Annotated in this window: 25 protein-coding genes; 19 read left to right on the forward strand and 6 right to left on the reverse strand. The window is 54.4% G+C overall.

Annotated features, from left to right (window positions below):
• Positions 1–20: 20 nt before the first annotated feature.
• Genes eutH through eutR form a run of 7 tightly spaced genes read left to right on the forward strand, consistent with a single transcriptional unit; the run spans position 21 to position 7270 of the window.
• Complete coding sequence (gene eutH / locus OGV57_RS17350; protein ID WP_003038023.1) at positions 21–1253, forward strand: ethanolamine utilization protein EutH; 1233 nt, start codon at positions 21–23, stop codon at positions 1251–1253.
• The gene (gene eutA / locus OGV57_RS17355) at positions 1250–2659 is read left to right on the forward strand and encodes an ethanolamine ammonia-lyase reactivating factor EutA (protein ID WP_286531485.1); all 1410 of its coding nucleotides are present in this window, start codon (positions 1250–1252) and stop codon (positions 2657–2659) included. Before eutH ends, eutA begins: the two co-directional genes overlap by 4 nt.
• A gap of 11 nt (positions 2660–2670) precedes the next feature.
• Complete coding sequence (gene eutB / locus OGV57_RS17360; RefSeq protein ID WP_003038029.1) at positions 2671–4032, forward strand: ethanolamine ammonia-lyase subunit alpha; 1362 nt, start codon at positions 2671–2673, stop codon at positions 4030–4032.
• A 20-nt stretch (positions 4033–4052) separates the two neighbouring features.
• Positions 4053–4943 (forward strand): ethanolamine ammonia-lyase subunit EutC, encoded by an 891-nt coding sequence (eutC, locus tag OGV57_RS17365; RefSeq protein ID WP_054528634.1) that lies wholly within the window; start codon positions 4053–4055, stop codon positions 4941–4943.
• A gap of 9 nt (positions 4944–4952) precedes the next feature.
• Complete coding sequence (eutL, locus tag OGV57_RS17370) at positions 4953–5612, forward strand: ethanolamine utilization microcompartment protein EutL (protein WP_003838537.1); 660 nt, start codon at positions 4953–4955, stop codon at positions 5610–5612.
• 11 nt (positions 5613–5623) lie between these two features.
• Entirely contained in the window at positions 5624–6169 is a 546-nt protein-coding gene (locus OGV57_RS17375; protein ID WP_003838538.1) for an ethanolamine utilization microcompartment protein EutK, read from the forward strand.
• Positions 6170–6217: 48 nt separating this feature from the next.
• Complete coding sequence (eutR, locus tag OGV57_RS17380) at positions 6218–7270, forward strand: HTH-type transcriptional regulator EutR (RefSeq protein WP_054528633.1); 1053 nt, start codon at positions 6218–6220, stop codon at positions 7268–7270.
• 129 nt (positions 7271–7399) lie between these two features.
• On the opposite strand, the gene hemF is transcribed toward eutR, so the two are convergent.
• On the reverse strand, positions 7400–8299 hold the full coding sequence (gene hemF, locus OGV57_RS17385) for an oxygen-dependent coproporphyrinogen oxidase (protein WP_054528632.1): 900 nt from the start codon (positions 8297–8299) through the stop codon (positions 7400–7402).
• 2 nt (positions 8300–8301) lie between these two features.
• Positions 8302–9171 (reverse strand): N-acetylmuramoyl-L-alanine amidase AmiA, encoded by an 870-nt coding sequence (amiA, locus tag OGV57_RS17390; RefSeq protein ID WP_003038046.1) that lies wholly within the window; start codon positions 9169–9171, stop codon positions 8302–8304.
• Between the two features lie 212 nt (positions 9172–9383).
• On the opposite strand from amiA, the gene OGV57_RS17395 reads away from it, so the two are divergent.
• The 10 genes from OGV57_RS17395 (at position 9384) to cysM (ending at position 17838) form a co-directional block, all read left to right on the forward strand.
• Positions 9384–9809 carry a GNAT family acetyltransferase gene (locus OGV57_RS17395; RefSeq protein WP_003038048.1) on the forward strand — a complete coding sequence of 142 codons (426 nt, stop codon included), beginning with the start codon at positions 9384–9386 and terminating at the stop codon, positions 9807–9809.
• Positions 9796–10245, forward strand: coding sequence for a DUF2919 domain-containing protein (locus OGV57_RS17400; protein ID WP_003847269.1), 450 nt, complete (start codon positions 9796–9798; stop codon positions 10243–10245). Before OGV57_RS17395 ends, OGV57_RS17400 begins: the two co-directional genes overlap by 14 nt.
• A 59-nt stretch (positions 10246–10304) precedes the next feature.
• Positions 10305–10880 carry an RpoE-regulated lipoprotein gene (locus tag OGV57_RS17405; protein ID WP_016150735.1) on the forward strand — a complete coding sequence of 192 codons (576 nt, stop codon included), beginning with the start codon at positions 10305–10307 and terminating at the stop codon, positions 10878–10880.
• A gap of 93 nt (positions 10881–10973) precedes the next feature.
• Positions 10974–11873: a porphyrinogen peroxidase gene (gene yfeX / locus OGV57_RS17410; protein WP_049014878.1), complete on the forward strand. Its 900-nt coding sequence runs from the start codon at positions 10974–10976 to the stop codon at positions 11871–11873.
• A gap of 172 nt (positions 11874–12045) precedes the next feature.
• The gene (gene ucpA / locus OGV57_RS17415) at positions 12046–12837 is read left to right on the forward strand and encodes an SDR family oxidoreductase UcpA (RefSeq protein WP_003038057.1); all 792 of its coding nucleotides are present in this window, start codon (positions 12046–12048) and stop codon (positions 12835–12837) included.
• 157 nt (positions 12838–12994) lie between these two features.
• Positions 12995–14011: a thiosulfate/sulfate ABC transporter substrate-binding protein CysP gene (cysP, locus tag OGV57_RS17420; RefSeq protein ID WP_003038059.1), complete on the forward strand. Its 1017-nt coding sequence runs from the start codon at positions 12995–12997 to the stop codon at positions 14009–14011.
• Complete coding sequence (gene cysT, locus OGV57_RS17425; protein WP_054528631.1) at positions 14012–14845, forward strand: sulfate/thiosulfate ABC transporter permease CysT; 834 nt, start codon at positions 14012–14014, stop codon at positions 14843–14845. It begins immediately after the preceding gene.
• On the forward strand, positions 14845–15720 hold the full coding sequence (gene cysW / locus OGV57_RS17430) for a sulfate/thiosulfate ABC transporter permease CysW (RefSeq protein ID WP_003038064.1): 876 nt from the start codon (positions 14845–14847) through the stop codon (positions 15718–15720). The genes cysT and cysW overlap by 1 nt, the downstream gene beginning before the upstream one ends.
• Entirely contained in the window at positions 15710–16807 is a 1098-nt protein-coding gene (cysA, locus tag OGV57_RS17435) for a sulfate/thiosulfate ABC transporter ATP-binding protein CysA (protein WP_003847288.1), read from the forward strand. The genes cysW and cysA overlap by 11 nt, the downstream gene beginning before the upstream one ends.
• A gap of 119 nt (positions 16808–16926) precedes the next feature.
• A complete protein-coding gene (gene cysM / locus OGV57_RS17440; RefSeq protein ID WP_003838552.1) occupies positions 16927–17838 on the forward strand; it encodes a cysteine synthase CysM in 912 nt (303 codons plus the stop codon).
• A 91-nt stretch (positions 17839–17929) separates the two neighbouring features.
• Here cysM and OGV57_RS17445 read toward each other — a convergent pair whose 3' ends face one another.
• Both OGV57_RS17445 and ptsJ read right to left on the reverse strand, forming a co-directional pair.
• Complete coding sequence (locus OGV57_RS17445) at positions 17930–18646, reverse strand: type 1 glutamine amidotransferase (protein WP_003838553.1); 717 nt, start codon at positions 18644–18646, stop codon at positions 17930–17932.
• A gap of 13 nt (positions 18647–18659) precedes the next feature.
• On the reverse strand, positions 18660–19952 hold the full coding sequence (ptsJ, locus tag OGV57_RS17450; RefSeq protein WP_016150734.1) for a MocR-like B6 salvage transcription factor PtsJ: 1293 nt from the start codon (positions 19950–19952) through the stop codon (positions 18660–18662).
• A gap of 82 nt (positions 19953–20034) precedes the next feature.
• Between ptsJ and pdxK the strand changes: the two genes are divergently transcribed.
• Positions 20035–20901: a pyridoxine/pyridoxal/pyridoxamine kinase gene (gene pdxK, locus OGV57_RS17455; protein ID WP_003838557.1), complete on the forward strand. Its 867-nt coding sequence runs from the start codon at positions 20035–20037 to the stop codon at positions 20899–20901.
• A complete protein-coding gene (locus OGV57_RS17460; protein WP_003038077.1) occupies positions 20898–21137 on the forward strand; it encodes a hypothetical protein in 240 nt (79 codons plus the stop codon). The genes pdxK and OGV57_RS17460 overlap by 4 nt, the downstream gene beginning before the upstream one ends.
• A 134-nt stretch (positions 21138–21271) precedes the next feature.
• Here the strand turns inward: OGV57_RS17460 and crr are convergent, their stop codons facing one another.
• Complete coding sequence (crr, locus tag OGV57_RS17465; protein WP_000522253.1) at positions 21272–21781, reverse strand: PTS glucose transporter subunit IIA; 510 nt, start codon at positions 21779–21781, stop codon at positions 21272–21274.
• 40 nt (positions 21782–21821) lie between these two features.
• Positions 21822–23549, reverse strand: coding sequence for a phosphoenolpyruvate-protein phosphotransferase PtsI (gene ptsI / locus OGV57_RS17470; RefSeq protein ID WP_003038080.1), 1728 nt, complete (start codon positions 23547–23549; stop codon positions 21822–21824).
• Positions 23550–23588 lie beyond the last annotated feature (39 nt).

The following is a 23588-nucleotide window of genomic DNA, read 5'->3' on the forward strand; positions in this document are numbered from 1 at the left end:
AATGACAGGGAGTAGGGGCTATGGGAATTAACGAAATCATCATGTACATCATGATGTTCTTTATGCTGATTGCCGCCGTGGACAGGATCCTGTCGCAGTTCGGCGGTTCGGCGCGCTTCCTCGGTAAGTTCGGTAAGAGCATTGAGGGATCGGGCGGTCAGTTTGAAGAAGGCTTTATGGCAATGGGCGCGCTGGGTCTGGCGATGGTCGGTATGACCGCGCTGGCGCCAGTACTGGCGCATGTGCTCGGGCCGGTAATTATTCCGCTGTATGAAATGCTGGGCGCGAACCCGTCGATGTTTGCCGGAACGCTGCTGGCGTGCGATATGGGCGGCTTCTTCCTGGCGAAAGAACTGGCGGGCGGCGACGTGGCGGCATGGTTGTACTCTGGCCTGATTCTCGGCGCGATGATGGGGCCGACGCTGGTGTTCTCCATTCCGGTTGCGCTGGGAATTATTGAACCGTCTGACCGTCGTTATCTGGCGCTGGGCGTGCTGGCCGGTATTGTCACCATTCCGATTGGCTGTATTGCGGGTGGTCTGGTCGCGATGTACTCCGGTGTGGAAATCAACGGTCAGCCGGTGGAGTTCACCTTTGCGTTGATCCTGATGAACATGATCCCGGTGCTGATCGTAGCCGTGCTGGTGGCGCTGGGACTGAAATTCATCCCGGAAAAAATGATCAACGGCTTCCAGATCTTCGCCAAGTTCCTGGTAGCGCTGATCACCCTCGGTCTGGCTGCGGCAGTCATCAAGTTCCTGCTCGGCTGGGAGCTGATCCCAGGTCTTGATCCTATTTTCATGGCGCCAGGCGACAAGCCGGGTGAAGTGATGCGCGCCATCGAAGTTATCGGTTCTATCTCCTGTGTGCTGCTGGGTGCCTACCCGATGGTGCTGCTGCTGACCCGCTGGTTTGAAAAACCGCTGATGAGCGTCGGCAACCTGTTAAAAGTCAATAACATTGCGGCTGCGGGTATGGTGGCAACGCTTGCCAATAACATCCCAATGTTCGGCATGATGAAAAACATGGATACCCGCGGCAAAGTGATCAACTGCGCCTTTGCGGTTTCCGCGGCCTTCGCTCTGGGTGACCACTTAGGTTTCGCCGCTGCCAACATGAACGCCATGATCTTCCCGATGATTGTCGGCAAGTTGATCGGCGGCGTGACGGCGATTGGCGTGGCTATGCTGTTAGTACCGAAAGACGAAGATGTTCCGGCACCAGCAGAAACCAATCCGGAGGCGCAATCGTGAATACTCGCCAGCTACTCAGCGTCGGTATCGATATCGGCACCACCACCACTCAGGTGATCTTCTCGCGCCTTGAGCTGGTTAACCGTGCGGCAGTGTCGCAGGTGCCGCGCTACGAATTCATCAAACGCGAAATTAGCTGGCAAAGCCCGGTGTTCTTTACCCCCGTTGATAAGCAGGGCGGGTTGAAAGAGGCCGAACTGAAAGCACTGATCCTCGCCCAGTATCAGGCGGCGGGGATTGCGCCAGAGACCGTCGATTCCGGCGCGATCATCATTACCGGGGAAAGTGCCAAAACGCGCAACGCGCGCCCGGCGGTGATGGCGCTCTCCCAGTCGCTGGGGGATTTCGTGGTTGCCAGCGCCGGTCCGCATCTGGAATCGGTGATTGCCGGTCACGGTGCGGGGGCACAAACCCTTTCCGAGCAGAAGTTGTGCCGCGTACTGAATATCGACATCGGCGGCGGTACGTCGAACTACGTTCTGTTCGATGCCGGAAAAGTCAGCGGATCGGCCTGTCTGAACGTCGGCGGACGGCTACTGGAAACGGACGGTCAGGGGCGCGTGGTACATGCGCATCAGCCGGGACAAATGATTGTGGATGACGTATTTGGTCCAGGCACTGATGCCCGAACCCTCAATGCGGCGCAGCTTGTTCAGGTGGCCCGACGGATGGCGGCGCTGATTGTGGAGGTGATTGACGGCAAGTTATCACCGCTGGCACAGGCGCTGATGCAAACCGCTCTGTTACCGGCGGGCGTGAAGCCGGAAGTGATTACGTTGTCCGGCGGGGTGGGCGAGTGCTACCGCAACCAACCTGCCGATCCGTTCTGTTTTTCCGACATTGGGCCGCTGTTAGCGACGGCGCTGCATGAACATCCGCGCCTGCGTGAGATGAACGTGCAGTTTCCGGCGCAAACCGTGCGCGCCACGGTGATTGGCGCCGGTGCGCATACGCTGTCGCTTTCGGGCAGCACTATCTGGCTGGAAGGTGTGGCGCTTCCGCTGCGCAATCTGCCAGTGGCGATTCCGGTTGATGAGGCTGATCTGGTGGCCGCCTGGCAACAGGCACTAATGCAGCTCGATCTGGACCCGCAAACGGACGCCTACGTGTTGGCGCTGCCCGCTTCTCTGCCGGTGCGCTACGCCGCGCTGTTAACGGTGATTGATGCGTTGCTGGCCTTTGTCGCGCGCTATCCGAATCCGCATCCCCATCCCCTGCTGGTGGTAGCCGAGCAGGATTTTGGTAAAGCCCTGGGCATGCTGTTACGCCCACAGTTACAGCAACACCCGCTGGCGGTCATCGATGAGGTGGTTGTCCGGGCGGGGGACTATATCGACATTGGTACGCCTCTTTTTGGCGGATCGGTTGTGCCGGTGACGGTGAAATCACTCGCATTTCCTTCCTGAGGGAACGACTTATGAAACTAAAGACCACATTGTTCGGCAATGTTTATCAGTTTAAGGATGTTAAAGAGGTGCTGGCAAAAGCCAACGAACTGCGTTCGGGGGATGTGCTGGCAGGTGTCGCTGCAACCAGTTCGCAGGAACGCGTGGCGGCCAAGCAGGTGCTGTCGGAAATGACTGTAGCGGATATCCGTAATAACCCGGTGATTTCCTATGAAGAGGACTGCGTGACGCGTCTGATTCAGGATGACGTCAACGAAACGGCCTATAACCGCATCAAAAACTGGAGTATCAGCGAGCTGCGCGAGTACGTGCTGAGCGATGAAACCTCTGTTGATGATATTGCGTTTACGCGTAAAGGGTTAACGTCGGAAGTGGTCGCTGCGGTAGCAAAAATCTGCTCTAACGCGGACCTGATCTACGGCGGTAAGAAAATGCCGGTGATCAAAAAGGCGAACACCACCATCGGTTTACCGGGCACCTTTAGCTGCCGTTTGCAGCCGAACGATACCCGTGACGATGTACAGAGTATTGCTGCGCAAATCTATGAAGGACTGTCCTTCGGAGCGGGCGATGCGGTGATCGGTGTCAACCCGGTCACAGATGACGTGGAAAACTTAAGCCGCGTGCTCGATACCGTGTATGGCGTTATCGACAAGTTCAATATTCCGACCCAGGGCTGCGTACTGGCGCACGTCACCACCCAGATTGAAGCGATTCGTCGCGGTGCGCCGGGCGGGCTGATTTTCCAGAGTATCTGCGGTAGCGAAAAAGGCTTAAAAGAGTTTGGCGTTGAGCTGGCCATGCTGGATGAAGCGCGTGCAGTGGGTGCTGAGTTCAACCGTATCGCCGGGGAAAACTGCCTGTACTTTGAAACCGGGCAAGGGTCTGCGCTCTCCGCTGGCGCTAACTTTGGTGCCGATCAGGTGACGATGGAAGCGCGTAACTACGGGCTGGCGCGTCACTACGATCCGTTCCTGGTGAACACCGTGGTGGGCTTTATCGGGCCGGAATATCTCTACAACGACCGTCAGATTATTCGCGCGGGCTTAGAAGATCACTTCATGGGCAAACTGAGCGGCATCTCAATGGGCTGCGACTGCTGTTACACCAACCATGCTGATGCTGACCAGAACCTCAATGAAAACCTGATGATTCTGCTCGCCACCGCTGGCTGCAACTACATCATGGGCATGCCGCTCGGTGACGACATCATGCTCAACTACCAGACCACCGCCTTCCACGACACCGCGACCGTGCGCCAGTTGCTGAACCTGCGCCCGTCGCCGGAGTTTGAACGCTGGCTGGAAACCATGGGCATTATGGCAAACGGTCGCCTGACCAAACGGGCGGGCGATCCGTCACTGTTCTTCTGATGACGCGGGGATGACACACGATGGATCAAAAACAGATTGAAGAAATTGTACGCAGCGTAATGGCGTCAATGGGAGAGCCGCAGGTTCAAGCGCCATCAGCGGAAGTGAAATGCAGCACTACGCAGTGCGACGCGCCGACCGGTGAAAGCTGTGCGATGGACTTAGGTTCAGCTGAAGCGAAAGCGTGGATTGGCGTTGAGAATCCGCATCGTGCAGAGGTATTGACCGAACTGCGCCGTAGCACCGCTGCGCGTGTATGTACCGGTCGTGCCGGTCCACGTCCGCGTACCCAGGCGCTGCTGCGCTTCCTTGCTGACCACTCGCGTTCGAAAGATACGGTATTGAAAGAAGTGCCGGAAGAGTGGGTAAAAGCCCAGGGACTACTGGAAGTGCGCTCGGAAATCAGCGACAAAAACTTGTATCTGACGCGCCCGGACATGGGACGTCGTCTGAGTGCGGAAGCCATTGAAGCACTGAAATCACAGTGTGTAATGAATCCGGATGTGCAGGTGATTATTTCTGATGGTCTGTCTACTGACGCCATCACCGCCAACTACGAAGAGATCCTGCCGCCGTTGTTGTCGGGCTTAAAACAGGCCGGATTGAAGGTCGGGACGCCGTTCTTTGTTCGCTATGGGCGCGTGAAAATTGAAGATCAGATCGGCGAACTGCTGGGTGCAAAAGCGGTGATCTTGCTGGTTGGTGAGCGTCCGGGCCTCGGCCAGTCGGAAAGTCTTTCTTGCTACGCCGTCTATTCGCCGCGTGTGGCAACCACCGTTGAGGCTGACCGTACCTGCATCTCGAACATTCACCAGGGCGGTACGCCACCGGTTGAAGCGGCGGCGGTGATTGTGGATTTGGCCAAGCGCATGCTGGAGCAAAAAGCATCCGGCATCAATATGACCCGTTAAGGAGGCATCATGCCAGCATTAGATTTGATTAGACCTTCAGTCACCGCGATGCGTGTGATTGCCTCGGTAAATGACGGTTTTGCCCGCGAACTTAAATTACCGCCACATATACGTAGCCTCGGACTCATCACAGCAGACTCTGATGACGTGGCGTATATTGCCGCAGATGAAGCGACAAAACAGGCGATGGTGGAAGTGGTTTATGGCCGCTCGCTGTATGCCGGTGCGGCGCACAGTCCCTCTCCAACCTCGGGCGAAGTGCTGATTATGCTCGGTGGACCAAACCCGGCCGAAGTTCGCGCGGGTCTGGACGCGATGGTGGCCAATATTGAAAGCGGTGCGGCATTCCAGTGGGCGAATGACGCAGAAGATACCGCCTTCCTGGCGCATGTGGTTTCGCGTACCGGTTCGTATCTTTCCGCGACCGCGGGATGCCGACTGGGCGATCCGATGGCGTATCTGGTAGCACCGCCGCTGGAAGCGACATTTGGTATTGATGCCGCGCTGAAATCTGCCGATGTACAACTGGTAACCTATGTACCACCGCCGTCAGAAACCAACTATTCAGCAGCGTTTTTGACCGGTAGCCAGGCCGCTTGTAAAGCCGCATGTAACGCCTTTGCCGATGCCGTTCTGGATATTGCCCGTAATCCAATCCAGCGCGCGTAAGAGAGGTAGTGATGATCAATGCACTGGGATTACTGGAAGTGGATGGCATGGTGGCTGCCGTGGACGCGGCCGATGCCATGCTGAAAGCCGCGAATGTGCGCCTGCTTAGCCACGAAGTGCTCGATCCTGGTCGGCTGACGCTGGTGGTGGAAGGCGATCTGGCGGCATGCCGAGCAGCGCTGGATGCTGGCAGTGCAGCTGCAGCGCGTACAGGCCGTGTTATCAGCCGTAAGGAAATAGGCCGGCCGGACGATGACACCCAGTGGCTGATCGGCGGTTTTAAACGCCAGCCGAAGAAACCAGAACCGAAGAAACCAGAGCAGAAGCCTGAAGTGAAGTCAGATGTGGCCCCAGAGAAGACGCAGGAAGCACCTGTGTCATCTGAATCCTCTGATGAATTACTGGCGCTGTTAACATCGGTCCGTCAAGGAATGACGGCAGGGGAAGTGGCTGCCCACTTTGGCTGGTCACTTGATGAAGCCAGAAATGCGCTGGAACAGCTCTTTTCTGACGGAGCGTTGCGTAAACGCAGTAGTCGCTATCGCTTAAAAAATTAACCTGTCGGAGGGCCGGGGGCTTCGTTGAAGCTTCCGGCTTAAAAGATCATGAAAAAGAACCGTACTGCAAACTTGCACCATCTTTATCATGAAGTATTACCCGAAGACGTTAAATTGACGCCGAAAGTGGAAGTGGACAACGTTCATCAACGGCGAACAACGGATGTGTATGAGCACGCGCTGACGATTACAGCCTGGCAGCAGATCTACGACCAGCTGCATCCGGGAAAATTTCATGGCGAGTTCACGGAAATCCTGCTCGATGATATTCAGGTGTTCCGTGAATACACCGGACTGGCGCTGCGTCAGTCATGCCTTGTCTGGCCAAACTCATTTTGGTTTGGCATTCCGGCCACGCGCGGCGAGCAGGGATTTATTGGTACCCAGTGTTTGGGTAACGCTGAAATTGCCACCCGCCCAGGCGGGACGGAGTTTGAACTAAGTACGCCGGATGACTACACCATTTTGGGTGTCGTCATTTCTGAAGAGGTCATTGCCCGTCAGGCCAACTTCCTGCATAACCCGGAAAGGGTGTTGCATATGCTGCGCAACCAGTCGGCGCTGGAAGTGAAAGAACAACACAAAGCCGCGCTATGGGGCTTTGTGCAGCAGGCGCTGGCGACGTTTAGCGAAAACCCGGAAAACCTTCGCCAACCTGCGATACGCAAAGTGTTGGGCGATAACCTGCTGCTGGCGATGGGGACTATGCTGGAAGAAGCACAGCCGATTATGACTGCGGAGAGCATCAGCCATCAGAGCTATCGTCGCTTGCTGTCGCGTGCGCGCGAATATGTGCTGGAAAATATGTCAGAGCCGCTGACCGTGCTCGACTTATGCAATCAACTGCACGTTAGCCGCCGGACGTTGCAAAATGCCTTTCACGCCATCCTCGGTATTGGCCCGAATGCCTGGTTGAAACGTATTCGCCTAAACGCCGTGCGCCGTGAGTTGATAAGCCCGTGGTCGCAGAGTGCGACGGTGAAAGACGCCGCCATGCAGTGGGGATTCTGGCATTTAGGGCAGTTTGCTACCGACTACCAGCAACTGTTTGCGGAGAAACCGTCGTTGACGCTGCATCAGCGTATGCGCCAGTGGGCGTGATGGTATAGCTTGAGTAGGCCTGATAAGGCGTTAGCCGCCATCAGGCAATTGTGCTTGCTGCGCTGCCGGATGGCGACGCCTTGCGTCTTATCCGGCCTACGACCTACGAATTGTGTCGCTATCAGGCCATTACACCCAGTCGCGGACCTGAATAAACTCGCTAAGGGCGGCTTCCGGGCTGTTCGCTTCTGGCTGCCAGTCATACTCCCAGCGTACCAGCGGCGGCATCGACATCAGAATCGATTCCGTGCGCCCGCCGGTTTGCAAACCGAATAATGTGCCGCGATCCCACACCAGGTTAAATTCCACATAGCGTCCGCGACGATAAAGCTGAAAATTGCGTTCACGCTCGCCCCAGCTCATTGCTTTGCGGCGCTCGACGATGGGCAAATACGCCTCGGTATAACCCTTTCCAACAGCCTGCATAAAGGCGAAGCAGTGGTCGAAATCTGGCGTATTCAAATCATCGAAGAACAGCCCGCCAATGCCGCGCTGCTCGTTACGGTGCTTGAGGAAGAAGTAGTCATCGCACCACTTTTTGTAACGGGGATAAACGTCATCGCCGAACGGCTGGCATAGATCCCGCGCCGTGCGGTGCCAGTGAACTGCATCCTCATCAAAGCCGTAGTAGGGCGTTAAGTCAAAGCCGCCGCCAAACCACCACACCGGGTCGGCGCCCGGTTTCTCCGCGATAAAAAAACGTACGTTGGCATGGCTGGTCGGAATGTAAGGATTCTGCGGATGCACCACCAACGAGACGCCCATCGCTTCAAAGCTACGCCCGGCAAGCTCCGGGCGATGCGCAGTAGCCGAGGCCGGCATTGCATCGCCATGGACATGAGAGAAGTTGACGCCTGCTTGCTCGAAAATACCGCCGTTACGCAACACTCGACTGCGCCCGCCGCCGCCCGCTTCGCGTTGCCAGTTATCCTCAACAAATTCGGTGCCGTCTACGGTGGATAACTGCTGACAAATCTCATCCTGCAGGCTGAGCAGGAACTGTTTTACGCGTTGTACATCGGGCTTCATGGTTAACGTTTCTTCGAGTGTGCTTTCTGGTTATCAAACCAGTGGAAATAGCTGATGATGCCATTGGCGATAGCGGTGGCGATTTTCTGACGAAACGCAGCCGTCCCCAGTAATCGTTCTTCTTCCGGGTTGGTGATGAACGAGGTTTCGACCAGGACCGACGGAATCGAAGGTGATTTTAGCACCACGAAGGCGGCTTGTTCCGTGCTGCGACTGTGCAGACGGTGTACCGGCTTGATCTTCTTAAGAATATGCGAGCCTAACGTCAGGCTGTTTTTTATGGTGTCAGTTTGCACCAGATCGAACAGCACCTGCTGCAACAAATGATCTTTGTCGGTGGCCTTCTTCCCGGCGACTTCATCGGCCCGGTTTTCACGATCGGACAAATATTTCGCCATGGCGCTACTGGCACCGCGATTGGATAAGGCAAAGACCGAAGCACCCGCAGCGCTCGGATTGGTAAAACCGTCGGCGTGGATCGACATGAAAAGATCTGCGCCATGTTTGTGGGCGATCTCGACGCGATCGTAGAGCGGAATAAACGTATCGCCGGAGCGGGTCAGGCGTGCATCAATCCCCTGGTTGCGTAGGATTGAGCGCACGTTTTTGGCAATCGCCAGCACCACGTGCTTTTCTTTCGATCCGTTGCGACCAATTGCGCCGGTATCAATCCCGCCGTGCCCCGGATCAAGAACAACAACACGCTTAGCGCCTGATTTTTTCGCTTTCGGTTTGCTGTGTCCATTACTGGTCTTTAGCGCTTCTTCTTTAGCGATGGCTTGCGACATGCCTGACAGCGTCAGGGCGGCCAGCCCGGCTTTCAGCACCTGGCGGCGCGATGTGAGTGTTTTTAGTGGTTTAAAAGTGCTCATACGGCCTGAGTTGTAAAAAAAAGGTTCTAAACGTTATATCGTATCGCGTAGTCCGTTGCGACGGATCGAGATAAGAATTGTTTTACTTTTCATTTCAATACGTGACAATTCCGTATTATGCCATTTTTTCCGCCGCTTCGCGTCAGATATTGGCTAAATCAGCCGTTCGCGCCATAATCGCTTTTTAACGTCCTGAAAAGGTAACCAATACCATGGAAATACGCGTTTTTCGCCAGGAAGATTTCGAAGAGGTGATCACCCTCTGGGAGCGTTGTGATTTGCTGCGTCCATGGAACGACCCTGAAATGGACATCGAACGTAAAGTCAATCATGACGTCAGCTTATTCCTCGTCGCTGAAGTGAACGGTGAGGTGGTCGGTACGGTGATGGGCGGATACGACGGGCACCGCGGTTCCGCCTATTACCTGGGCGTGCATCCTGAGTTTCGCGGTCGCGGTATCGCTAATGCGCTACTCAACCGGTTGGAGAAAAAGCTCATTGCCCGCGGTTGCCCGAAGATTCAAATCATGGTGCGTGACGATAATGACGTTGTACAGGGCATGTATGAACGTCTGGGCTATGAACATGCGGATGTACTCAATCTGGGCAAGCGTTTGATTGAAGATGAAGAGTACTGAGTTTCATCCGGCCGACTATGACGGTCATGGGCGTCTGCGCCTGCCTTTTCTCTTCTGGTGCGTACTGTTGTTGCAGGCACGCACCTGGGTTTTGTTTGTGATTGCCGGTTCTTCCCGTGAGCAGGGCAACACATTGCTGAATCTGTTTTATCCCGATCATGACGCATTCTGGCTGGGTTTGCTCCCCGGCGTTCCCGCCGTGTTGGCGTTTTTACTCAGCGGGAGACGCTTTGCGTTTCCGGGAATCTGGCGCTGGCTGCGCGGATTATTGATTCTCGCTCAACTGGTGCTGCTGTGCTGGCAGCCGGTGATGTGGCTGGCAGGCGATCCGCTCAACGGTGTCGGGCTGGCGCTGCTGGTGGCGGATATCGTCGCACTGATCTGGCTGTTAACCAATCAACGTCTGCGGGCCTGTTTTTCCCTTGAGAAAGAATGACGGCACTTTTTGGGGAAACCGGACTCCAAGCAACGTTGATAAATAAGGAAGGAAGTGAAATGAAATCACTGCGTTTGACTTTATGCGCGATGCCGCTGCTACTGGCCGGGTGTTCAACGTTGTCCTCGGTGAACTGGTCTGCCGCCAATCCGTGGAACTGGTTTGGTTCTTCAACGCAGGTCACAGAGCAGGGCGTCGGAGCGTTAACGGGCGCGACACCGCTGGATGAAAAAGCCATTGCTGATGCGCTGGACGGTGATTACCGCCTGCGTAGCGGGATGAAGACTGATAACGGAAATGTGGTGCGCTTCTATGAAGCGATGAAAGACGACAAGCTGGCGATAGTCATCAATGGTAGCCAGGGAACCATTAGTCGTATTGATGTGTTAGACCACGATATTTCGTCAGTCGCGGGTGTCGAAATCGGTACACCGTTTAGCGACCTTTACACTAAAGCTTTCGGTAATTGCCAAAAGGCAACCGGCGATGACAGCGCGGGCGTTGAGTGTAAAGCTGAAGGAAGTCAACATATTAGCTATATTTTTTCCGGTGAATGGAGCGGGCCTGAAGATATAATGCCATCTGACGACACGCTGAAAGCGTGGAAAGTAAGCAAAATTATCTGGCGGCGTTAATTTGCGTCTGAACAAATCGGCTTGTTAAAAAAACAGGTAGAATAGCGCCCATCAATGCCACGATGTCGTGGCATCTTTTTTTCAGGAGGAACAATGTCTCAGGTTCAGAGTGGCATTTTGCCAGAACATTGCCGTGCGGCGATTTGGATTGAAGCCAATGTTAAAGGCGACGTTGAGGCCCTGCGTGCGGCCAGCAAAACCTTCGCCGATAAGCTGGCGACCTTTGAAGCTAAGTTCCCGGATGCGCATCTGGGCGCGGTTGTCGCTTTTGGCAACAACACCTGGCGTGCATTGAGCGGCGGCGTCGGTGCTGAAGAATTAAAAGACTTTACCCCTTACGGTAAAGGTCTGGCACCAGCAACCCAATATGACGTGTTGATCCATATTCTCTCTTTGCGTCATGACGTGAATTTCTCCGTTGCGCAGGCGGCAATGGAAGCATTTGGCGACTGTATTGAAGTCAAAGAAGAAATCCACGGTTTCCGTTGGGTCGAAGAGCGCGATCTCAGCGGCTTTGTTGACGGTACGGAAAACCCGGCAGGCGAAGAAACGCGCCGTGAAGTCGCCGTTATCAAAGATGGTGTGGATGCCGGTGGCAGCTATGTGTTTGTGCAGCGTTGGGAACATAACCTGAAGCAGCTTAATCGCATGAGCATCCATGACCAGGAAATGATGATTGGCCGCACCAAGGAAGCCAACGAAGAGATCGACGGTGATGACCGTCCGGTCACCTCTCACCTGAGCCGTGTTGACCTCAAAGAAGACGGTAAAGGGCTGAAAATTGTGCGCCAGAGCCTGCCATACGGCACTGCCAGCGGCACGCATGGTCTCTATTTCTGCGCCTACTGCGCCCGTCTGCACAACATTGAACAACAGTTGCTGAGCATGTTTGGTGACACCGACGGTAAGCGTGATGCAATGCTGCGCTTCACCAAACCGGTAACCGGCGGCTATTACTTTGCACCGTCGCTGGACCGTTTAATGGCGCTGTAATGGCGATCTGATCCTGTTATCGGCCACGAAATAGACATCCCCGCATCGTCGGGGATTTTTTTTACCTGAGATTAACCTGATTTAGTGAGCTATTCCTCAGCACTAATTTGTTATTGCTGTATCTTCTGCGTGAATGAAGCGAAGGCTTCATATTCAAAAGGAGAATATTGAAATGGGAAAACTCACGGGCAAAACAGCATTGATTACGGGCGCATCTCAGGGTATTGGCGAGGGTATCGCCAGAACGTTTGCCCGCCATGGTGCGAACTTAATTCTGCTGGATATCTCCGATGAGATTGAAAAACTGGCGGATGAGTTGGCTGGGCGAGGGCACCGTTGCACAGCCGTTCACGCTGACGTCAGAGATTTTGCGTCGGTCAAGGAAGCGGTGATGCGCGCGAAGCAGATTGAAGGCAAAATCGATATTCTGGTGAACAATGCCGGCGTATGCCGCCTCGGCAACTTCCTTGATATGAGCGATGAAGATCGCGATTTCCACATTGATATCAACATTAAAGGCGTCTGGAATGTGACGAAAGCCGTTCTGCCGGAGATGATTGCGCGCAAAGATGGGCGCATCGTGATGATGTCATCGGTGACCGGCGATATGGTTGCCGACCCGGGCGAAACGGCCTACGCACTGTCGAAAGCCGCAATCATCGGTTTGACCAAATCCCTGGCGGTAGAATATGCGCAGTCAGGCATTCGCGTTAATGCCATTTGCCCAGGCTACGTTCGTACGCCGATGGCGGAAAGCATTGCGCGTCAATCTAACCCGGAAGATCCTGAATCCGTTTTAGTCGAAATGGCGAAAGCGATCCCGATGCGTCGTCTGGCCTGTCCGCTTGAGGTCGGTGAACTGGCGGCGTTCCTGGCCTCGGATGAGTCCAGTTACTTAACTGGCACGCAAAACGTGATTGATGGCGGTAGCACCCTGCCTGAAAGCGTTAGCGTCGGCGTCTGATTGATGCCGGTCTCCTCCTCACTCGGTGTGGGGAGGGATTCTCTTATTCTCTTTTCAACTTTCAAATCATCAAACGGTATATAAAACCGTTACTCCTTTAGCACTGGTTATAAATATGATGACCATAAGAAAGTCATTAAATTTATAAGGGTGCGCAATGGCCGTTAACTTACTGAAAAAAAGAACACTGACGCTGGCAGCCATGCTGTTGCTGGTGGGGCAGGCGCAGGCAACGGAACTGCTGAACAGTTCATACGATGTTTCCCGTGAGCTTTTTGCCGCCCTTAATCCGCCGTTTGAACAGCAATGGGCGAAGGATAACGGCGGTGACAAACTGACGATTAAACAATCTCATGCCGGGTCATCAAAACAGGCTCTGGCGATTCTGCAGGGGCTGAAAGCCGATGTGGTGACCTATAACCAGGTCACCGACGTGCAGATCCTGCATGACAAAGGCAAACTGATCCCCGCCGACTGGCAAAGCCGCCTGCCGAATAACAGCTCGCCGTTCTATTCCACCATGGGTTTCCTGGTGCGTAAGGGGAACCCGAAAAACATTCATGACTGGAATGACCTTGTGCGTTCTGATGTGAAACTGATTTTCCCGAACCCAAAAACCTCCGGTAACGCGCGCTATACCTATCTGGCTGCGTGGGGTGCTGCGGATAAAGCCGACGGTGGTGATAAAACCAAAACCGAACAGTTCATGACCCAGTTTCTGAAAAACGTCGAAGTGTTTGATACCGGCGGTCGCGGTGCTACCACCACCTTTGCAGAGCGCGGTCTGGGCGATGTGCTGATCAGCTTCGAATCAGAAGTGAACAACATTCGTAAACAGTATGAAGCGCAGGGTTTTGAAGTGGTTATCCCGAAAACCAATATCCTCGCCGAATTCCCGGTGGCCTGGGTAGATAAAAATGTGCAAGCCAACGGTACTGAAAAAGCAGCTAAAGCGTACCTGACCTGGCTGTACAGCCCGCAGGCGCAAACCATTATTACCGATTTCTACTACCGCGTGAATAACCCGCAGGTGATGGACAAACAGCAAGATAAATTCCCGCAGACCGAATTGTTCCGTGTGGAAGATAAGTTTGGTTCGTGGCCTGAAGTGATGAAAACACACTTTGTCAGCGGTGGAGAGCTGGACAAACTGCTGGCGGCGGGGCGTAAGTAAATGTTTGCTGTTTCTTCCCGACGCGTGCTGCCCGGCTTCACTTTAAGCCTGGGCACAAGCTTACTGTTTGTCTGCCTGATATTGCTGCTGCCGCTGAGCGCGCTGGTGATGCAACTGGCGCAAATGAGCTGGGCGCAATACTGGGATGTGATTACCAATCCGCAGGTGGTGGCGGCTTATAAAGTGACGCTGCTGTCGGCGTTTGTGGCGTCGATTTTTAACGGCGTGTTCGGTTTGCTGATGGCGTGGATCTTAACCCGCTATCGCTTTCCTGGCCGTACGCTGTTGGATGCACTGATGGATCTGCCGTTTGCGCTGCCTACGGCGGTGGCGGGTCTGACGCTGGCGTCGCTGTTTTCGGTTAATGGCTTCTACGGCGAGTGGCTGGCGAAGCTGGATATCAAGGTGACCTACACCTGGCTTGGTATCGCGGTGGCGATGGCGTTTACCAGCATTCCGTTTGTGGTGCGTACCGTCCAGCCGGTGCTGGAAGAATTAGGTCCCGAATATGAAGAAGCGGCGGAAACGCTCGGTGCTACGAGCTGGCAGAGTTTCCGTAAAGTGGTGCTGCCGGAGCTGTCCCCCGCGCTGGTGGCGGGCGTTGCGCTTTCGTTTACCCGCAGCCTCGGTGAGTTTGGCGCGGTTATCTTTATCGCTGGGAACATCGCATGGAAAACGGAAGTGACCTCGCTGATGATTTTTGTTCGCTTGCAGGAGTTTGACTACCCGGCCGCCAGCGCGATTGCTTCTGTGATCCTCGGGGCTTCGTTGTTGCTGCTGTTTTCAATTAACACCCTGCAAAGTCGCTTTGGTCGACGTGTGGTAGGTCACTGATGGCAGACATTACCCAATTGAAACGCTATGGCGCACCCCGCATCAACTGGGGGAAATGGTTTCTGATCGGCACGGGCATGCTGGTCTCCGCGTTTATTTTGCTGGTGCCGATGATTTACATCTTCGTGCAGGCGTTCAGCAAGGGATTAATGCCGGTATTACAGAACCTGGCAGACCCGGACATGCTGCATGCCATCTGGCTGACGGTGCTGATTGCGCTGATTGCGGTGCCGGTGAACCTGGTGTTTGGTGTGTTGCTGGCCTGGCTGGTGACCCGTTTTAACTTCCCAGGACGCCAACTTCTGCTGACGTTACTGGATATTCCGTTTGCCGTCTCGCCGGTGGTTGCCGGCCTGGTGTATCTGCTGTTTTACGGCTCTAACGGTCCGCTGGGTGGATGGCTGGATGAGCATAATCTGCAAATTATGTTTGCCTGGCCGGGGATGGTGCTGGTGACGGTATTCGTGACCTGTCCGTTTGTGGTGCGCGAGTTGGTGCCGGTGATGTTAAGCCAGGGCAGTAATGAAGATGAAGCGGCTGTGTTGCTGGGCGCGTCCGGCTGGCAGATGTTCCGCCGCGTTACGCTGCCGAATATTCGTTGGGCGCTGCTGTACGGCGTGGTGTTGACCAACGCCCGTGCGATTGGCGAGTTTGGCGCGGTGTCGGTGGTATCCGGCTCGATTCGCGGCGAAACCCTATCGCTACCGCTACAAATTGAATTACTGGAGCAGGACTACAACACGGTCGGCTCTTTTACCGCCGCGGCGCTATTAACGCTGATGGCGATTATTACCCTGTTTTTGAAGAGCATGTTGCAATGGCGTCTGGAGAACCAGGAGAAACGCGCGCAGCAGGAGGAAAATCATGAGCATTGAGATTGCCAATATTAAGAAGTCTTTTGGTCGCACCCAGGTGCTGAACGATATCTCGCTGGATATTCCTTCAGGTCAGATGGTCGCGCTGCTGGGGCCATCCGGCTCGGGCAAAACCACGCTGCTGCGCATTATTGCCGGGTTGGAGCATCAGTCCAGCGGGCATATCCGTTTTCACGGCACCGACGTCAGTCGTTTGCATGCTCGCGACCGTAAAGTGGGATTCGTATTCCAGCACTATGCGCTGTTTCGTCATATGACCGTTTTCGACAATATCGCGTTTGGTCTGACGGTCCTGCCACGGCGTGAGCGTCCAAATGCGGCGGCCATCAAAGCAAAAGTCACCAAACTGCTGGAGATGGTTCAATTGGCTCATCTGGCGGACCGCTTCCCGGCGCAGCTTTCTGGTGGGCAAAAGCAGCGTGTGGCGTTGGCGCGTGCGCTGGCGGTAGAGCCGCAGATCCTGCTGCTCGATGAGCCGTTTGGCGCGCTCGATGCGCAGGTGCGTAAAGAGCTGCGTCGTTGGCTGCGTCAGCTGCATGAAGAGCTGAAGTTCACCAGCGTGTTTGTTACCCACGACCAGGAAGAAGCGACGGAAGTTGCCGATCGCGTGGTGGTGATGAGTCAGGGTCATATCGAGCAGGCTGATGCACCGGATCAAGTCTGGCGCGAACCGGCTACCCGTTTTGTGTTGGAGTTTATGGGGGAGGTTAACCGCCTGCAGGGGACGATTCGCGGCGGCCAATTCCACGTGGGCGCACACCGCTGGCCACTGGGTTATACGCCTGGTTATCAGGGACCGGTTGATCTGTTCCTGCGTCCGTGGGAAGTGGACGTGAGCCGTCGTACCAGCCTGGATTCGCCGTTGCCGGTACAGGTACTGGAAGCCAGCCCGAAAGGACACTACACCCAATTAGTTGTGCAACCGCTGGGGTGGTATAACGAACCGCTGACGGTCATCATGCAAGGCGATGATTCCCCAAGCCGCGGCGAGCGGCTGTTTGTCGGGCTGCAAAATGCGCGTCTGTATAACGGTGACCAGCGTATTGAAACGCGTGAAGAGGAACTTGCTCTGGCGGAATCTGCCTGATAGGTTAATTTGCAGGTTTATCGCCCGGTGGCGCTATGCTTACCGGGCCTACCGCATATGCCGTGATTTTGTAGGCCGGGTAAGCGCAGCGCCACCCGGCTTTTTATTGGACAGCACTCATGAACACATTAGAACAAACAATTGGCAATACGCCTCTGGTGAAACTACAACGTCTGGCGCCGGATAACGGCAGTGAAATTTGGGTCAAGCTGGAAGGGAATAATCCCGCGGGTTCGGTGAAAGACCGGGCTGCGCTGTCGATGATTGTCGAAGCGGAAAAACGTGGAGAAATTAAGCCTGGTGATGTGCTGATCGAGGCTACCAGCGGTAATACCGGAATTGCTCTGGCAATGATCGCCGCGCTGAAGGGCTACCGCATGAAGCTGCTGATGCCAGACAACATGAGCCAGGAGCGCCGAGCGGCGATGCGTGCTTACGGGGCTGAACTGGTTCTGGTGACCAAAGAGCAGGGGATGGAAGGCGCGCGTGACTTAGCTCTTGAAATGGCGCAGCGCGGAGAAGGTAAACTTCTCGACCAATTTAATAATCCGGATAACCCATACGCGCATTACACCACCACCGGACCGGAAATCTGGCAGCAGACGTCAGGTCGTATTACCCACTTTGTCTCCAGTATGGGAACAACAGGCACCATTACCGGTGTGTCGCGTTTTCTGCGTGAGCAAGAAAAAGCGGTTACCATCGTTGGCCTGCAGCCGGAAGAGGGCAGTAGTATTCCGGGAATTCGCCGCTGGCCTGCGGAATATATGCCGGGCATTTTTAACGCCTCGCTGGTGGATGAGGTATTGGATATTCATCAGAACGATGCGGAAAACACCATGCGCGCGCTGGCGGTGAAAGAGGGTGTGTTCTGCGGCGTCAGTTCCGGCGGCGCAGTAGCCGGAGCGATTCGCGTGGCCGAACAAAATCCGGGAGCGGTGGTGGTGGCGATCATCTGCGATCGCGGCGATCGCTACCTTTCAACCGGCGTGTTTGGCGAAGAGCACTTTAACCAGGGATCAGGGATTTAGTTTGTAGGCCTGATAAGCATAGCGCCATCAGGCAAACGTACGGCACGATCGCCGGATGACGACGTAAAGCGTCTTATCCGGCCTGCCATAATCAATCGTTACGTTTTTCCACAAGCTTATCAAGGAATTGCCACAGCTTCTCATTCATCTGCTGATAATCCCATGCGCGCATCTCTTCAACGGAGCGGATGAAGCGCTTGCCTTTAGCTTCCGCCAGTTCTTGTTCGGAGTGTTGAATAAGCCCTTCTATAGCATCAGCCGTAAATTCCATATGGCACTGAAAACCATAGACGAAATTACCGTATTGTACGATTTGTCGCGGGCAGCCCTCGCTTGTGGCGAGAATTGTCGCCTGGTCGGTTAATCCAGGCATATCGTTGTGCCAGTGACCGACGGTAAGCGGTGAACCAAAATGGCTGAACAACGGATGCTGTTGGCCTGCTTCGGTCAGGGTGATCGGGTAGTGACCAATCTCTTTTTCCGGACTCTGGCACACCTTCGCACCCAGCGCTTCGCCGATTAACTGTGAACCCAGGCAGATCCCCACCACAATTTTACGTGCCGCAATCGCCTGATTGATCAGATGCTGCTCAGCCTGAGAATCAAAGTACGGGCACTCTGCCAGCGTGGTTCGTGGTGACTGCGGACCGCCAAACACCACCAACATATCGAAGCCATCCGCGTTCGCAGGGACCGCTTCCCCGGCGTAAACGTGCGACCAGGTGATGGTATAGCCGCGTGATTCAGCCCACGGCAGATACGCGCCAGCAGATTCAAAAGACTCATGAATAACAAAATGAACTCGCACTTTTTCTCTCCTGTTAGCGCTTTAGCGCCTGATGGATATCAGTCGCCAGCTTATCAATGTCGCTGTCTGATAATGTTGACAGCGTAATGCGCAGGCCGTGCGCAGGCGTATTGACGCCAAACACTTCGCCTTCGCGTACCAGCCAGCCGGACTTTGCCAGCGCAAAAGCGATCGCCTGGCTGTTATCTTCCAGCGGTAGCCACATATTCAGACCGTCACCAACGGGCAACTCAATGCCATGTCGCCGCAGAGCTGCCGTCAACTTTTGCTGCTGGGCGGCGTAAAATTGCTGAGTTTGCGCCAGCGTGTGTTGGTAAGTCTCGTCATTCAGGCAGGCGCAGGCCAAATCCTGCAGCAGATGGCTGACCCACTGACTGCCGGAGTTAAGCCTTAAACGTAGCTTCCCTGAAGTGAGCGGATCGCTGGCCACAATGGCCAGGCGTAAATCTGGTCCTAACGTTTTTGACATCGAGCGGACAACCGCCCAGTGCGTGGTTTCCTTCGCAATCACCGGATACCAGTGGCAAGCAGATAGCAGCGCAAAGTGGTCGTCGACAATCACCAGCGTCTGCGGATAGCGGGCCAGAATTTCCTGCAATTGCGCCGCGCGTGAGGCGCTCAGGCTGCATCCTGTCGGGTTATGCGCGCGCGGTGTCAGAATTACTGCCCGCGCGCCTTTCTGTAGCGCGAGTTCCAGCTGGTCCGGCAGCATGCCTTCGCGGTCAACGCTGGCCGGGTTTGCTGAGAACCCGGCATAGCGCAGCATGTTGATGCTGCTTAAAAAGCATGGATCTTCTACGACAACGCTATCACCAGGCAGCAAATGGGCGCACAGTAGCCGTTCGATAGCATCAATGGCACCGCTGGTAATATCAATTTCCCCTTTGCCGGGCATTGCATTTTGCATCCATTCTGATGCCCACGCCTTAAGTCCAGGTGACACAGCGGCATCGCCGTACAAGCGCGGACTCTTATTTATCTTCGCAAAATAATTACTCAGGTCAGGAAGTCGCGAGGGCGCTGGATTACCGCCGGAAAGATCGATAAGCGGGGTATCCGGATTACCACCTTCCAGTGCTACGGGGGCAGTAATCCCCTTAATCACCGTACCGTTGCGTCCCAGGCTCTGTGCCAACCCGGAGGTGACCAGGCGTTTGTAAGCCGCCGCGACAGTATTGCGGTTCACGTTTAATTCCGTTGCCAGTTCCCGCACTGGCGGTAACGTTTCTCCCACTGCCAGCGTGCCTGTAGTGACATGTTGACGGATACTGTCAAAAATTTCGTTAGCGGTTTTTCCGTCGATCATTATTGACCTATGACAAAATGAATTTTAGCATATGACGATAATAGTGAGGCGTAGACCCGCTGTCCAGCGAGAGGAGAAATTTATGGAGCAGGAGAGTGATATCCAGTCAGTGCTCTTCGACGACACGCATCGGGCGTTACAGACCGATATCGTCGCCGTTCAGTCACAGGTGGTTTATGGCAGCGTAGGTAACAGCATCGCCGTCCCGGCCATTAAAGCGCAGGGATTACGCGTGACGGCAGTACCTACGGTGCTGTTCAGTAATACCCCGCATTATGAAACCTTCTACGGCGGCGTTATTCCAGCAGACTGGTTTAGCGGTTATCTCCGCGCCTTAAACGAGCGTGATGCCTTGCGCGAGCTAAAGGCGGTGACTACAGGTTACATGGGCAGCGCGGAACAAATCGCCTTGCTGGCACAGTGGCTGAAAACCGTTCTGACCACGCATCCGGACCTGTGCATTTTGGTCGACCCCGTGATTGGCGATACGGATAGCGGTATGTATGTTAAAGCCGAAATTCCGGAGGCTTATCGTCAGCACCTGCTGCCGCTGGCTCAGGGGCTGACTCCAAATGTGTTTGAGCTGCAAATGCTGAGCGGAAAGCCGTGTCGTACGCTTGATGAAGCCATTACGGCGGCACAATCACTGCTCACCGACACCCTCAAATGGGTGGTGATCACCAGTGCGCCGGGGGATACGGAAGAGATTATTCATGTTGCGGTGGTGACGGCTGAAACGGTTGAGGTGTTAGCTCATCCGCGAGTGAAAACGGATCTGAAGGGGACTGGCGATCTGTTCTGTGCCGAGCTGGTGAGCGGCCTTGTGATGGGGAAAGCGCTGACGACCGCGACGCACGATGCTGCACAGCGGGTGCTGGACGTGATGACGTGGACGCACCAGTGCGGTTGTGATGAATTAATTCTGCCACCGGCAGGGGAGGCGCGATGAAGAGTTACCGGCTGGTGGTTCGTCAGAATGGGCGTATGGTTGGACACTTTGATACCTGCGGGACAGCGGCACTGGAAGATATCTGCGTGGCGCGGGCTATGTTCGGCATTGCGGGTGGTTACGACTGTGAGTTGTTAGTGGCGGATTCGGAACGACGGATGCTGGAGAGCGGGCCGGAAGGGATGAAGATCCTGATGCGCGAGGCGTGTTATCGCCCGGTGACTGCACACATTTAATTGCGGATGGCGCTACGCTTATCCGGCCTACGATACGAGATTCTTTGTAGGCCGGATAAGCGTAGCGCCATCCGGCAAGGTACTGCCTGATTGCCGGATGGCGGCGTAAACGCCTTATCCGGCCTACGCAAGAATTACTTCTTGATGCGGATAACCGGGGTTTCACCCACGGTCACGCTACCGGACAGTTTGATCAGTTCTTTGATTTCGTCCATGTTGGAGATAACAACCGGAGTCAGGGTAGACTTGGCTTTTTCTTCCAGCAGCGGCAGATCGAATTCAATAACCGGGTCGCCCACTTTCACGCGCTGACCTTCTTCAGCGATGCGTTTGAAGCCTTCGCCTTTCAGTTCAACGGTATCAATACCGAAGTGAACAAACAGCTCAATGCCGCTGTCGGATTCGATAGAGAAAGCGTGGTTGGTTTCAAAGATTTTGCCGATGGTGCCGTCAACAGGAGCAACCATTTTGTTACCGGTTGGTTTGATAGCGATGCCATCACCAACGATTTTTTCAGCAAAAACTACATCCGGCACGTCTTCGATGTTGACGATCTCGCCAGAGAGCGGAGCAACAATCTCAATAGTTCCGGTGTCTTTCTTATCATCAGAAACCAGAGATTTCAGTTTATCGAACAAACCCATGATCTTCTCCTAAGCAGTAAATTGGGCCGCATCTCGTGGATTAGCAGATTGTTTTTTCTTCAATGAACTTGTTAACCAGCGTCATTAACTCGTCCGTTGTCGGTTGAGCAAGAGCCTGCTCTGCTAACACCTTCGCATCTTCGAAGTTCGTGTTACGGATAATCTTCTTAATGCGCGGGATAGAAATGGCGCTCATAGAGAATTCGTCCAGACCCATCCCCAGCAACAGAAGTGTAGCACGTTCGTCGCCTGCAAGCTCACCACACATGCCAGTCCATTTGCCTTCAGCATGAGAAGCATCAATAACTTGCTTGATCAGCGTCAGCACAGATGGCGACATCGGTTGGTAAAGGTGTGAAATCATATCATTACCACGGTCAACTGCCAGGGTGTACTGCGTTAAATCATTGGTGCCGATACTAAAGAAATCAACTTCTTTGGCTAAATGACGCGCAATTGTTGCCGCAGCCGGTGTTTCCACCATCACGCCAATCTCAATGCTCTCGTCAAATGCTTTACCTTCGTCGCGCAGTTCCTGTTTGTAGATTTCAATCTCTTTGCGCAGTGCACGCACTTCTTCAACAGAGATGATCATTGGGAACATAATGCGCAGTTTACCGAAAGCAGAGGCGCGCAGAATCGCGCGAACCTGGTCACGCAGGATCTCTTTACGATCCATGGCGATACGCACGGCACGCCAGCCCAGGAACGGGTTCTCTTCTTTCGGGAAATTCATGTACGGCAGTTCTTTATCGCCGCCGATGTCCATGGTGCGAACGATGACCGCCTGAGAGCCACAGGCTTCAGCAACGGCTTTATACGCAGCAAACTGTTCTTCTTCAGTTGGCAGCGATTCACGGTCCATGAACAGGAATTCGGTGCGGTACAGACCCACACCTTCAGCGCCGTTACGTTCAGCGCCTTCAACGTCACGAACGGTACCGATATTGGCGCAAACTTCAACCTGATGTCCGTCCAGCGTGATAGCCGGCAGATCTTTCAGCTTAGCGAGTTCCGCTTTCTCGGTTGCAACCTGCTCCTGAACGGCACGCAGTTGCTCGATAACGTCGTTGGTCGGATTGACGTAAACCTGATTGTTTACGGCATCCAGAATCAGATAGTCGTCGTTTTTAACCTGAGAGGTGACGCTACCCGTACCGACGATGGCAGGCAGTTCCAGAGAACGCGCCATGATAGAGGTATGGGAGGTACGTCCGCCCGCGTCAGTAATGAAACCCAGCACCTTGTTCAGGTTCAGCTGTGCGGTTTCTGACGGGGTCAGGTCTGCGGCTACCAGGATAACTTCTTCCTGAATAGCGCTCAGGTCGATAATTGCCAGACCCAGGATGTTACGCAGCAGGCGTTTACCGATGTCACGTACGTCAGCCGCACGTTCTTTCAGGTATTCATCATCCAGCTCTTCCAGGGCTGTGGCCTGACCTTCAATAACTTCATGCGCGGCCGCATCAGCCGTCATGTGCTTATCTTTAATCAGGGCTATGATTTCCTGCTCCAGCTCCTCATCTTCGAGCAGCATGATATGCCCTTCAAAGATGGCTTCTTTTTCTTCACCGAACGTTTCACCAGCTTTGGTTTTGATCGCTTCCAGTTGCGCAGATGCCTTGGCACGACCGCTCAGAAAACGTTCAACTTCCTGATCAACCTTGTCGGCAGAAATTTTTTTCCGGTCAATGACGATTTCGTCTTCTTTCAGTAGCAATGCTTTACCGAAAGCGATACCCGGGGATGCTAAAATGCCTGAAATCATAACCCTACCTTACTTGTGACTGATATTTAAAAGAACTCG

This window comes from Citrobacter sp. Cf087, assembly GCF_030334285.1.
GTDB lineage: Bacteria > Pseudomonadota > Gammaproteobacteria > Enterobacterales > Enterobacteriaceae > Citrobacter > Citrobacter freundii.